The sequence below is a fragment of the Micromonospora sp. B11E3 genome (genome assembly GCF_039871625.1).
Taxonomy (GTDB): Bacteria; Actinomycetota; Actinomycetes; order Mycobacteriales; family Micromonosporaceae; genus Micromonospora.
This window is the reverse complement of sequence record NZ_JBDPMC010000048.1, coordinates 1-12,369: the sequence shown is the minus strand read 5'-3', so window position 1 is coordinate 12,369 and position 12,369 is coordinate 1. Positions and strand designations below refer to the sequence as shown.

Sequence of the window (12,369 nt, the reverse complement as noted above, 5' to 3'; positions counted from 1 at the left end):
GTGGAGAGCCCGTTGCGTTGAGAGGCGCACGGCGGGTTCGGCGAGCGGCCTGGAGAAACGGGCTGGTGGCAACACCAGCACCGCGCTCCAGGCCGACTCAACCGGCACTCCGGCATCGCCCTGCACGCCCCGGCATCGGTCCATCACGGCACCGCCGAGCAGATCCGTGAGCAGCGGCAACGCACCCTCGACGCCGCCCGAGCCGCACACCCGCACCGATTCGGCAGCCGCCGACCCGTCGCACCCCGGGTTCCCGAACAGGCATGGATCAACAAACCCGACAACCAGGCCACCGACCAACACTTTCACCAGGTCAGCCGAACCACCCGCCTACCAGCAAGCTAACCAAAATCAACTAGCTGTCTCGCTGGACTTGACAGGTTCCGGCAGACCACACCCGGCAAGCCGGAGTCGATCATGCTTTCGCCCAACGCAACAGACCCCCTGGTGGCCAGTGGACAGCCGCTCATAGATGTAGCGAAGCAGATCGCGCTGCGCCTTGGCTGCAGGGCTCGTCCAGCAAGATCATCCGGCGGTCTCCCTTGGCGTACTCAGAGAACGCGGCGAGGAAGGAGAAGAACCAGCGTCGCGGCTGAACAGCAAAGCGGCGTTCTGGCCGCCGAACCCGCAGGAGTTGTTGATGGCGAGGCTCATGGGCCGCAACTGGACCGCGCCCGTCGCGATTTCCACCGGAATATCCGGATCCAGCTTTTCCACGTTCGCCGTCGGAGGAACACACTGGTTCTTCAAAGCCAGCAACGTGTAGACAGCCTCGACCGCCCCCGTCGCGCCGAGCATGTGCCCGGTCACACCCTTCGTGGAGGTGACGACGACGCCGTCACCGAAGATTCGCCAGAGCGCCAGGGCCTCCGTGAGGTCGTTGAGTGGGGTGCTGGTGCCGTGTGCGTTGACATGTCCGACGTCACCGGGCTCTGCACCGGCGTCAGCCAGCGCAGCGCGCATCGCCTGCTCGGTTCCCCGCCCGTCCGGCTCTGGCGCGGTCACGTGGTGGGCGTCGGCGGAGGCTCCATATCCGGCCAGGTAGCCATGGACGCCCGCTCGGCGTGCGTGCGCATCGTCCACACGTTCCATCACGAGCACTGCGGCACCTTCACCGGCGACGAATCCGTCACGGGCGGCGTCGAACGGACGCGACGCTCGCGCCGGCTCGTCGAGCCTGCGGGACAGCGCGCCCAACCGCGCGAAGCCCGCCATGAACAGGGGGTTGACCGCAGCTTCGGCACCACCGGTGACGGCGACGTCGCACGCGCCGGACAGTAGCAAGTACCGCGCCATCCCGATTGCGGTGGTGCCGGCGGCGCAAGCCGTGCACGTGACCAGATTCGGGCCGGTGGCATGGAAGTCGATCGCGAGCTGGCCCGCCACCATGTTGGGAAGCAGCATTGGCAGGGCGTGCGCTGACACCTTGGCGGAACCGTGATCGATCAGCCGTTGGTGCTGGGTGTAACTGGAGCCGGGACCGCCGGCTCCAGTACCCATTACGACGGCCACTCGGGCACCATCCCACGTTTCATGATCGAGGCCGGCGTCCACCAGCGCCTCGGCCGCCGCGACGAGGGCGAACTGCACGTGCCGGTCCAGCCGGCGTGCGTGGGTGGCGCCGAGCCTCGCCACCGGCTCGAAACCCGGCACCCGGCAGCTGATATCGACGGGAAGGCTGGCGAGTTCGGGATCGCGTGCTGCCGCGGAGCGGCCGCCGCAGATGCGCTGCCAGTTCTCACCGACTCCGATACCGGCGGGAGTGACCAAGCCAAGGCCAGTGACCGCCACGGTGCGGCTGGACATTAGGCGCTTGTGCCCTTGCTCTCGATCCGTCGCAGCAGATCGCCCACAGTGGTCAGCTCACTCATTTCCTCGTCGCTCAGGTGGACATTCAGGGCCTCGCCGAGTGCAGCCCCGAACTCCACCATGTCGAGCGAGTCCTGCAGCAGGTCCTCAAGCTCGGCATCCGGGTGGACGTCCGTCGGCTGGGCCTCGAACTGCTCCACAAGCAGATTGCGAATCGTGTCGAGCATTACTACCTCCCGTAACTGTTGCGAAGGCTGATCTGTGGCCAGACCAGCGTGGTTGATCCCCAGGTCAGGCCACCGCCGAATCCGGTGACCAGCACGCGATGACCGGGTTGAATGGTGCCTTTGGCCATGGCGTCGGCGATGGCGATCGGGATCGAGGCGGCCGCCGTGTTGCCGAGTCGGTCGATGTTGACAATCACGTGGTCCATGGGCACGGCGAGGTGCTTGGCGACGGCCTTAATAATGCGGATATTGGCCTGGTGGGGGACTACCCGGTCGACGTCGGCCGGTGTCCAACCAGCGCGCCGCAGCGCCAGCAGGGCGGAGGAGGTCATCCGATCCACGGCGTGGCGGTACATGTCCTTACCCGCCATCGAGAGGAAATTGTCTCCGGGCTTTTCCGCCGCCTTTTGTCGTGATCCGCCGGCCGGGACCGCCGCGAGGTCGCTGTTGTGGCCGTCGCTGCCCAGGTCGAACGGGCCGAGGGCCCCGGGCTCGCTCGACCTGCCGCGCCGCAGCACGAACGCGCCCGCGCCGTCGCCGAAGATCGGCGCAGTTGACCGGTCGAGCGGATCGACAATGGTCGAAAAGGTGTCGGCGCCGATCATGAGGACGCTGCCGGAAACGCCAGCGGCGATCAGGCCCGCCCCGGTGGCAAGCCCGTACAAAAAGCCGCTGCAGACGGCGTTGACGTCGAACGCGGCGACGCCGGTGAGGCCGAGGCGTGATGCGACTTCGGGGGCGGTGGACGGACAAACGCGGTCGGGTGTGGTGGTGGCGACGACGACTGAGCCGACTTCGTTCAGACCCGCTGACTCCATGGCCAGCCGTCCCGCCTCGACGGCCAGATCAGACGTCGCTTCGCCCGGCTTGATGATGTGCCGCTGCCCGATTCCTGTTCGCCGCCGGATCCACTCGTCGGAGGTGTCCATCCGGCGCGCCAGGTCGTCATTGGTCTCGACGTGCAGCGGCACCGCCGCGCCCGCACCGCACACCACCGCCGCGCGGCTTTCGGCTGGGTTGAATACTTCCTCAACGGACATGAGGGACACCTCCGTACTGGCTGAGCCTGTCCTCGTAGTAGGCGACGTAGTCTGATGCCGCGATGGGCGCCTGCAGCATGCTGTTCGGTATGCCGAAGGCCTCCACCATGGCGGCTGAGTGCGGAGTGACGTCGGCGCACAACGCGTCGACGAAGTCCGGGATCTGCCGGACGTGGTCTGCGGTGATCAGGCCTTCGGCGAGGAACCAGCCAGAGTCCCGACCGAGTTCCTGCACCGCGTACAGCCGAGCGAGCAAAGCCAGGGCGTACTGTGCCGCGGGGTCTGACGTCCGTTCGATCGCGGCGCAGAATTCCCGTAGCGCCAGACGACCGCCGTAGGCGCGTCCTAGCCGCAGCGCCAGGTTGGCCGAGTCGTTAGCGACCTCGAAGCGGGTGCGGGACTTGTCGCGCTGGTGCCGGGTGCGGCGGTTCAGTTCGCGGTGCAGCAACGCCTCGCGTTGCTCAAACAACGACAACAGCCAGTCAAGGTCGTCCAATTGCCGGCCCTGCGGAGGCAGTGAGCTGATCGGCGGGGGCTGGTAGGACCTGCCTCGGGTCATTTCTTGCGCCGCTTTGAGCAGGATGACCTGGTTGTCACCTTCGGCGGTGACGGCGCCTTGATTCGTGATGATGTAGTCGGCGACCCGGTTGGCCGCGAATAGTCCTTGGGCCCCGCACCGTTCCCGGCACTCCCGGAAGACGTCGGCAGCGCCCCAGGTGCAGAGTGCCTTGGTTGCGGTCAGGATCCGCTCGATCTCGGGGTCGAGGTCGTCGGCGCGCCCTAGCCAGGCGTGCTTGGCGTAATTGACAAGAAAGGTCATCGCGTAGGTGAGCGCCAGGGCGCCGAACAGGCTAGCTTTGTGCGTCCGGTAGGCGATGACCGGCACGGTTTCCCCGGAGGCGCCGAACGTCATTCGCTGGTGCGCGTACCGGAGCGCGATATAGGTGCTGGCCCGGGCCATGGCGACGTTGGCCGCGGACAACATGAGCTTGCCAAACCCCACGCGTCGCATGGAGCTCAGGAAACGACTGCGGCGTAGAGCGAGCGTGCTGGTGAAGGTGCCGCCCGCGGTGAACTCGCCGTGCGGTCCGGCGAGCAGGTTGGCGCGGGGAACGCGCACCTGGTCGAAGGAGGTGATTGCGTTGTCCAGCGACCATCCGGACTTCTCCGGTAGCGGAAAGATCGTGATGCCCGGGCGCGGTCCGTCCACGTCGCGGATTCGTACTATGAAGGGGAAGACTCCGTGGTTGTGTCCGTCCACAATCAACTGCGCCATCACTACCGCAATTTTCGGTACGCCCGGGTGTGCGGTGTTGGGCATGAATTTCCGGGCCTGTGGGCTCGGGGTGTGGATGACGAACTCCTCGGTGTCGCGGTCGTACACCGCCTTGGTTTCCAGCGCCGCAACGTTGTTGCCATAGCCTAGTTCGGTGGCGAGGAAGACGCCCGTCGAGCTCATGTTGTCCAGCTCGGTGAGGTATCCGTCGAGTTCGGGCCGGCCATCCCCGGCGTCGAGCATGGTGCCGATGCAAAGGTTGTAGTGAATGCTTCCCAACGCGAGTAAGCTGCCATCGACGATGCCACTCCACTCGGTCACCGCCAACAGCCGGGCAGGGTCTTGGACCAGCGCCCTGCCAGGTCCGGTGTGAGTGTTGAGGAATCGCAGGCGGTCGTAGGTGATCTGACACTGTTGCGCCGTGGTCAGCCCGTCGCTGCGGCGAAGGATGTCGTCGTGGAAGAGTTTGCAGAGCGGGCCGTGAAGCTTTTCGTAGCGTCCCTCGTAGAGGGCGTCACGTAGTCCGTCTTCAAGTGACCGAAACAAGGTGTTTCCTCAGCTTGGTGCTTCCCGGCTATGCGACTTTACTGTGGGCTGTTGTCGAGGCAGCCGCTTGGCATGCCAGGACAGCCTCTACCGCGAGCCGGAGAAGTGCACGGTGGCGTTGTGCTTCTGTGGTTAGAGTTCGCGAGCCGGGCCGGCAGCGCCAAAGCTGGCGCAGGGGCATCACACGCGCGATTAGCCGGCTGCGACATTGATTTCAGGCCTATGGCACTGGGGCGTCCCTATAGGATGGACCAATACGAGTTCGCGGTTCGCGAACCGGCTGGGGACTAGTCCGCCCTGACGCGTGTGGCTGCCCCGATGAGGGACGTCGCCGTGCGGCGGGCCAACGGGTTGCGGCAGCGGGCCGGGTGGAGACACCAGACGACGTTAGTACACGGTGGTCATGGCCTGGGTCGATCAGAAACTGGAACGGATAACGGAGCGGTGCACCGGCGGTGCGGGGTGGTGCTAGGGCTCGCGCACGGAGGGGGCGGCGCATGGACGAGACAGTAGCCACGGTCGATTTTGCTCCGCATCCCCAGTTTGGAGGACTCTTGTCGCCAAAAGGGGGACGCGCCCGATCCGTCCGTGCATGATGGACACGACTTCGGATCTGCGGTGGCCGCGCGCCACCGCCTAGCGATCTTTGGTCGCTAGTAGTGCTTTGTCATGCGCGCGCCGGCCAGTACTACTTCACCGGCGAGTACTTCATCTGCTGGTCATGAGGACAACGCGGCGACTCTGCTTGGGAAGACCGCCTGGCTGCAGACCGCGCTCGTGCTCACGCTGACGACGCGCGCGGAGGCCCACGGGCCCGGATTACATATACATACTCATCGTGAATGACGCCAGACGGCTTCTACATCCTCATCCAGCGCGCCGTCCAACACGTCGTCCCGAAGTGCGATAGCCCCCTCCTGGGGAGACGAAACGCGATCCGTCTCCCCAGGTGACCCGTGGCCGGAGGCGCACATCACCCCTAGGACGAGCGGGTGTGGGACTGGCCGCACACCGAGCTTTTAGGTGATCTTGGTCTTTTGTTGGTGGCCAGTTGAGATTCCCCGCTGGCGGCCACGTAGCGGGGAGGTATCTGGCCGTAGATGACTACTCAGCGCTGATCCCTCCCGGTGCTGTGCCCGTGCATCTGGCCGAGCTATAACGACGTGATGGGAACAACGCCGACCCTTGTCGTCATCAGCGGACCATCGGGGGCTGGCAAGACGACACTCGCCCACCTGCTCGCCCAGAGAATCGGTTGCCCGGCGATCTGCCGGGACGAGATCAAGGAGGGCATGGTTCACGCGGCCGGCGACTTCATCGCCGCACCGAGCGACGAGCTGAGCCTTCGGACCCTGCCCACGTTCTTCAAGGTGCTTCACCTGCTGGTCACCGCAGGTGTCACCACGGTCGCCGAGGCGGCCTTCCAGGACCGCCTGTGGAGCCCCGGCCTGCAGCCATTGATCGGGATCGCCGACATTCGGGTCGTGCAATGCCAGGTCCCCGCGCAGACGGCCTTCGACCGCGTCCAGCGACGGCAGGACGAAACCGCGACCCGGCGTGCCCACGCCGACGCGTACCTCGGCGACCATCAGACCCATGCCGTCGGCCACCACGGCTTCCAGCCCGTCCGGCTCGACGTGCCCGAGATCGAGGTGGACACCAGCGACGGCTACCGTCCCGGACTCGACGAGATCGTTGCCTCCGTGAACGCCGGGCGATGAGCCACCCATCGTTACCCTCCGTAGTTTCGGAACTGGCCGTCCACGGGGAATTCCAGCTGGCCGCCGACAGTCTTTCTGTAGGTGCCACACCGTGACATCTTGGTTCGTTGCCTGACCCTCCGCGGCCTACAGGCCTCCGCTCTGCGTGGTTCGGAGTTCGCAGTCGGGCGCGCTTGACCAGGATCACGGCCGTGAGCTATCTGCTGTTTGACCTTCGCGCCCGGCTTGGCAGCAGCGACGAGGAACGAGGCTGTGGCTTCGGCTGCCGCCCGCGCGGTTGCCGGCAGGACCGTGGTGTAGACGTCGGCGGTGAGGCGGATGTTCGCGTGCCCGAGCTGGTCTTGGATGGTCTTCATGTCCGCGCCCGCAGCGTGCGCCAGCGTGGCGGCGCCGTGCCGCAGGTCGTGTAGTCGGATTGGTGGTAGTCCGGCCCGGTCGACCAGGACCCGCAGGCGCTGGGTGAGGTAACCAGGGTGCAGCGGTAGCCCGTCGGGGCCGGTGAACACGTAGCCGCTGTCGTGACACACCTTGCCCGCGCCGACGCGTCTGGTGCGCCGTTCCTGCTGCCGGGTCCGATGTTGCCTCAACACCTGCACGGTGCGCCTGTCGAGCGCGACGGTGCGGCGGCTGGCCGCCGACTTGGGTGGGCCCTCGTGCACGTCGTATCCGGCCGTGGTCCGCTGCCGGACCACCGACAACTGTCCCTCGTGCAGGTCGACGTCGGCCCATCGCAGCCTGGCCGCCTCGCCGCGCCGCAGCCCGCGGAGGGCAATCAGCCACCACAGCGCGAACATGGTGTCGCCGCGGACGTGGTCCAGGAAGCTGGCGAGCTGCGCCGGCGTCCACACCGCGACCGGTGGGCGCTCGCCAGTGGCCTCCCACTCGGCGACCCGGGCCTCGGTCCACACCACCGCGTGGGGCCGCTCCCGGGCGAGCAGTGCCACCCGCCGGGCCGGGTTGTCCACGATCAGCCTCTCCCGGTTCGCGGCGTTCAACGCCGCCCGCAGCGTGGTGTGGACGTGCTGCAACGTATAGGCCGTCTGCGGCTGCCCGGACCGGTTGCGGGTCACGGCGATCCGCGCGAACGCCTTGTTGAGCTGCCGCGCGGTCAGATCACCCAGGATCAGCTGCCCGATGTGCGGAACCCGGACCTGCTCGACATCACGCGTGTAGTGCATCCTCGTCGTCGGACGGATCCGCGTCCTGGTCGACAACCAGTACCGCAACCATCGGGCGACGGTCCACGACCGGCCAGCCTGTTCCTCCCGCGACAGCGCCAGCAGGTCATCGCGTGCCCGGCGGGCCGCTTCCTCCGACGGGTAACCACCCCGGCGTACGCGTTCGACCTGACCCAACCGGTTCCTCGTCGAGCAGTGGAAGTACCAGCTTCCATGATCGCGCTCCGACAGCTTCGAGCACGCCTTGCCCAGCGGACGATGGGTTGCCGGACTCAGGCAACCACCGCTTCGCGAGCACGCCCTGACTCTTCATTTCCTTCGTCCTTTCCGGTTCGGTGTAGGCACACCCTGCCGGCGCGATGACCAGTGAGCGTCTCATTTGGGGTAATGTTGAAGGTATATGCCGAATTGTCTCGACATCGGAAGGGTTCGCGCGCAAGCGGCAAGGATCGGGGCTGCCCTTGAGGGCGACCGTCGCACTTGCCCGGTTGCCGCACGCGCAGTTCGTGTCATCCGCGCAGCCGCCAGCCGCCCGGTCGGCCAAGGGGGGCGCGCCCATGACCCACTGTTCGGGTGGCATTCTCTGCTTCCGAGGGCGACCGCTGCGGACGAACGTGTCCGCGCTGCACGTACCGCTGGTTGCAGGTGGGCAGCTTCGAGCGGCACGGCGAGTATCTTCCGCTGATCACCGACACGGTGGTGGCGTATCTGATGGCGGGGCGCATTGCGGCCGATCACCGCGGGCTGCTGCTGCCGTAGATCACGATTTCCTGCTCGCATCAGCATGCCGGGTTTGCTGGCACGGTGAGCATCAGCGCTCGGACGCTGATGGCGGTGATCGAGGACAACGATGCCTCGCTGCTGCCGGCGGGGTCGAGAATCTGGTGATCGTCAACGGCCTGGCTGCAGTGCAGTGGGCGACGACTCGTGCTGCCCAGTCAACGCCGGCTGGAGCTTCCCCCTACGGATTAGAGGTTGGGGGTTCGAGTCCTTCCGGGCGCGCAAGATTACAAGAGCCTGACCTGCGGGGACGTAGGTCGGGCCTCCCTTCTTCACTGCCCAACTAGCTGGTCGGTGCCACGCAGGTGACACGCGGGTGGTGGGATCGGAGGCGCTACGTTCGGTAGGAGCGCCCCTTGAGGATCTTCTGGGCGCGGGCCGGTAGCGGCGTGTTGATGTTTACCGCGAAGTCCAGCATTTCCTGATGGCCGGGCAGTCTGTCGAGGGCGGCTGTTATGAATGCGCCAGCCGCGGCGGCGTCGCCTCGTTGGTGGGCCAGGCGGGCCCGTAGGAAGTCCAGTTCGGGGCCGCCCAGCAGGCGATGCTCGATCAGTCGGTCGAGTAGGTCCTCCGCCTCGGTATCAGCCAGCCGCCGCAGGAGCATGGCGTGCCATTCGGCGAGGTCTGCGGTGCGCTGGGCACGTACGTGATCACCCGACCGCCACGGCTGGTCGCGGCCGTTGTCGCCGGCGACGGTGCGGTCCAGCGCGTCGAGGTAGTGCCCGGCGAACGTCACCCACACATCCGGCACGGTGAGCATCCCGTTCAGCACCGCGGCCAGCGAGGTTTCCTTCTGGCTGATCTGCCCGTACCCGCGGCGGGTCCACCCGTAGCGTGACTCCCATCGCACCAACTGCGGGGCAGCGGACGCGGCGAAGGCGGTGAAGCCGTACCGGTCCCGGCGGTGACCCCATAGCAGGGCTGCGGCCTCCGACACCACGAATCGGGCCGCCTCCATGGGATCCTCAGAGCGGAAGTAGTCGTAGTCCCGGGTCTCGCGGGCCAGGTCGATGAGCTGTTCCAGCGCCTCGGCCGCCGGGTCGGGCTCAGGCGCGCGCAGCGCCTTGCGCGCCTCGGCGGCCAGGCGCGCGAACTCGGAGCGCCAACGGGTGCGGTGCCTGGGCGATACCCGCCGGTCACCGGCGATGTATGCGCCACTGCGAGCCAGCGTGACGAACTGGATCACCTCGTCCCGTACCGACCTCGGGTCCACCGGCGTAGCGGCCGGACGTCTGGGCTGGCCGGCCGAGCTGGGGTGCAGCTGCGACTCGATCCGCTCCCGCACCGCCGCTGTACCGCGCCAGTACAGGTTCCACAGCGCGGTCTTCAGCTGCTGCTCGTCAAGCCCGGCCAACTTGTCGAAGAACTCCGTCCGGTTCATCCGGTTCATCGCCACGGCCGCGATGGTATCGATGCCAGCAGCGGCTACGTCGCCAGTACCGGGGTCTGCCTTGCCAGGTTGGGTCTCGGGCGCGGCTGCTCGGTGGCTGCTCGGACGTCGGGAAACTGATCCGGACGTGCAGGGACTGGTTCGGATTCCGGGGCCTCAGCTGACGGGGGCTAGTTGAGTCGGCCTGGAGCGCGGTGGCGCGTTGCCGCTGGTCCGTTTCTCCAGGCCGCTCGCCGAACCCGCCGTGCGCGTCTCCGCGCAACGGGCTCTCCGCGGTTGCTGTTCGTCAGGCGTTGTCGGGTGTGGGCCAGGGGTTGGGGATCGTGCGTTGCCGGTAGCGGGTCACCGGGGTGGCCGCGATCGGCTGGTGCTCGGTCCCGTCCGCGGTGATGGGCAGCCACCTGCCGGTCGGCGTGGTGAACTGTTTGCGGACGGCCTTCCAGTTCCAGCGGTGTCGGTGCATGAGCATCGTGATCAGCCGTTGCCAGGCGAACCGGTCCATGGTGTGGAAGGTGTGCTTGGCGACGGCGTGCCGGAAGTAGTTGGCCCAGCCGTGCGTGACCTGGTTGAGCCTGGTCAGCACGGTTCTCAGGTCCTGCTGTGATGTCCTGCGGGTCAGTGCTCGGATCTTCGCCTTCAATGACCGGATCGGCCGGTCGGCGATGAACGTGTACACGTACCAGCGGTTCGAGCCTCGCTTGCGCTGCCACTGGATGTGGAAGCGTCGGGTAGGACCGCCGCATTGCTGCGGCGGCCCCCCCCAGAACCGGGCATGCCCGATTTCCAGGCACCACGGCTCAGGCAAGCCCCGAGGGCAGCGAGGATTCCACGTCGGCGTCATGGCTGGTGCACCGCCGCTCCGGCGAGGTTCCGCCGTCGGCATTGTGCGTGGAGGAGTCGGTAGATCGTCCGGTCTTGGCCGTCGACCTGTTCGACGATGTGCTGTTTGGCCAGCCCTCGTCGGACGGTCATGAACCATTGTTCCCACTCGCGCGGGCTGCGTGGTTCGTGCTCGGCATGCAGAAGAAGTTCCCCGCAGGCAGGACAGCGTCCGCCCTGGTCTCGTAGAAGCCGGGCGGTGTGCTCGTCCACGGGCGGGGCCTTCTTCTTGCGTCGCCGATCGGCCCAGTAGCCGGTCAGGGCGGGGTCATCCGGAGAGGCTCCGCCATGGACCGGGACGTGTCGGACGATCTTCGTCCAGGCGAACTTGGTGAGGTAGGCGCCGCTGTCGCGGTCGCCGAACACCCACCGGTCTTGCCGGGACTTGTGGAACTTGCCGAAGTAGCGGGTCGCGACCCAGCCCCTCGACTTGTTCGGGTGCGAGCGTCTGGCCCACCGGTAGGTGAGGTGCCAGACGTGGTGGTCCAGGCCGGTGAAGACCCGGCCGGAGACCACGCTCCGGTAGTAGGCCGACCATCCCCGGATGACCGGGTTGAGCCGGAACACCACCGCGGCCGCGTTCGCGCCGTGCATGGAACGCACCTCGGCGGACAGCCGCTTCCGAAGCCGCTTGACCGACTCCTTGCTGGGGGTGATGAGCAGCTTTCCGCTGCCCTGCCGATCGCCGCGGCGGCGGATGTCGAAGCCCAGGAACGAGAATCCGTCCTCGACGTGGACGATGCGTGTCTTGTCCTCGTTGAAGCGGAGTCCTCTCGGCTTCAGCCACGCCGTGAGGTCAGCCTTGACTTGTTCGGCCTGCTCACGGCTGTGGCACATCGCCACGTAATCGTCGGCGTATCTGACCAGCACAGGGCATCCCTTGACCGTCTCAGCGTCACTACGGGCGCTGGGCCGGTAGCAGACCCCTGCCGCTTTCTCCATTCCGTGGAGGGCCACGTTCAACAACACGGGGCTGATCACGCCGCCTTGAGGAGTTCCCTCGTCGGTCGGCGTGAACTTGCCGGCCTCGATCACGCCGGCCTTCAGCCAGGCCCGGACCATGCTCCGCCCGGGGAAGGTGCCGAGGCTGTCGAGAAGGTGCTCGTGGTCGATCCGATCGAACGCTCCGGCCAGGTCCGCGTCCAGGATCCATCGGCGCTGGCTGCGGTTGCCGCACAGCGTCTTGAAGATGGCCTCTATCGCGTCGTGGCAACCCCGGCCGGGCCTGAAACCATAGGATCTCGGCTCGAACCGGGCCTCCCACTCGGGTTCCAGCGCGTTCTTCACCCGTGCCTGCTGCACGCGGTCCGCCAGCACCGGAATCCCCAGAGGGCGTTGTTTCCCGTTCGCCTTGGGAATGAAGACCCGCTTGACCGGCAGGGCCTTGAGCGGCGAGGGGCGCGGCCGGCGAGGAACAGTGCCGGTCCGCCGAGGATGACCAGGAGCCACGAGATTGGCGTGTGCCCGTTCGGCTGGTCGATGAAGGCCCGGTAGCTGACCGAGGTGATGATGACTCCGGCCAC

The 12,369-nt window shown here is 66.8% G+C and carries 9 protein-coding genes; 1 reads left to right on the top strand and 8 read right to left on the bottom strand.

Annotated features, from left to right (window positions below):
• Positions 1-525 precede the first annotated feature (525 nt).
• The 4 genes from ABGB16_RS22060 to ABGB16_RS22045 are packed head-to-tail and all read right to left on the bottom strand — an operon-like array spanning position 526 to position 4,898.
• Positions 526-1,806 carry a beta-ketoacyl-[acyl-carrier-protein] synthase family protein gene (locus ABGB16_RS22060; RefSeq protein ID WP_347669993.1) on the bottom strand — a complete coding sequence of 427 codons (1,281 nt, stop codon included), beginning with the start codon at positions 1,804-1,806 and terminating at the stop codon, positions 526-528.
• Positions 1,806-2,036 carry a phosphopantetheine-binding protein gene (locus tag ABGB16_RS22055; protein ID WP_347669992.1) on the bottom strand — a complete coding sequence of 77 codons (231 nt, stop codon included), beginning with the start codon at positions 2,034-2,036 and terminating at the stop codon, positions 1,806-1,808. The genes ABGB16_RS22060 and ABGB16_RS22055 overlap by 1 nt, the downstream gene beginning before the upstream one ends.
• A 2-nt stretch (positions 2,037-2,038) precedes the next feature.
• Complete coding sequence (locus ABGB16_RS22050) at positions 2,039-3,076, bottom strand: beta-ketoacyl-ACP synthase III (RefSeq protein ID WP_347669991.1); 1,038 nt, start codon at positions 3,074-3,076, stop codon at positions 2,039-2,041.
• Positions 3,066-4,898 carry an acyl-CoA dehydrogenase gene (locus ABGB16_RS22045; RefSeq protein ID WP_347669990.1) on the bottom strand — a complete coding sequence of 611 codons (1,833 nt, stop codon included), beginning with the start codon at positions 4,896-4,898 and terminating at the stop codon, positions 3,066-3,068. The genes ABGB16_RS22050 and ABGB16_RS22045 overlap by 11 nt, the downstream gene beginning before the upstream one ends.
• Positions 4,899-6,064: 1,166 nt before the next feature.
• Between ABGB16_RS22045 and ABGB16_RS22040 the strand changes: the two genes are divergently transcribed.
• Positions 6,065-6,619, top strand: coding sequence for an AAA family ATPase (locus tag ABGB16_RS22040; protein ID WP_347669989.1), 555 nt, complete (start codon positions 6,065-6,067; stop codon positions 6,617-6,619).
• An 11-nt stretch (positions 6,620-6,630) separates the two neighbouring features.
• On the opposite strand, the gene ABGB16_RS22035 is transcribed toward ABGB16_RS22040, so the two are convergent.
• The 4 genes from ABGB16_RS22035 to ltrA all read right to left on the bottom strand — a co-directional run.
• The gene (locus tag ABGB16_RS22035; RefSeq protein WP_347669988.1) at positions 6,631-7,797 is read right to left on the bottom strand and encodes a site-specific integrase; all 1,167 of its coding nucleotides are present in this window, start codon (positions 7,795-7,797) and stop codon (positions 6,631-6,633) included.
• 1,114 nt (positions 7,798-8,911) lie between these two features.
• Positions 8,912-9,973 (bottom strand): hypothetical protein, encoded by a 1,062-nt coding sequence (locus ABGB16_RS22030; RefSeq protein ID WP_347669987.1) that lies wholly within the window; start codon positions 9,971-9,973, stop codon positions 8,912-8,914.
• 280 nt (positions 9,974-10,253) lie between these two features.
• On the bottom strand, positions 10,254-10,772 hold the full coding sequence (locus tag ABGB16_RS22025) for a group II intron maturase-specific domain-containing protein (protein ID WP_347669986.1): 519 nt from the start codon (positions 10,770-10,772) through the stop codon (positions 10,254-10,256).
• 32 nt (positions 10,773-10,804) lie between these two features.
• On the bottom strand, positions 10,805-12,369 hold a 1,565-nt coding region (ltrA, locus tag ABGB16_RS22020; protein ID WP_347669985.1), incomplete at its 5' end, for a group II intron reverse transcriptase/maturase.

Excerpts from the sequence above, each read along its gene's own strand:
- ABGB16_RS22060 (WP_347669993.1), bottom strand. The coding sequence starts at position 1,806 with ATGTCCAGCCGCACCGTGGCGGTCACTGGCCTTGGCTTGGTCACTCCC.
- ABGB16_RS22055 (WP_347669992.1), bottom strand. The coding sequence starts at position 2,036 with ATGCTCGACACGATTCGCAATCTGCTTGTGGAGCAGTTCGAGGCCCAG.
- ABGB16_RS22050 (WP_347669991.1), bottom strand. The coding sequence starts at position 3,076 with ATGTCCGTTGAGGAAGTATTCAACCCAGCCGAAAGCCGCGCGGCGGTG.
- ABGB16_RS22040 (WP_347669989.1), top strand. The coding sequence starts at position 6,065 with ATGGGAACAACGCCGACCCTTGTCGTCATCAGCGGACCATCGGGGGCT.
- ABGB16_RS22035 (WP_347669988.1), bottom strand. The coding sequence starts at position 7,797 with ATGCACTACACGCGTGATGTCGAGCAGGTCCGGGTTCCGCACATCGGG.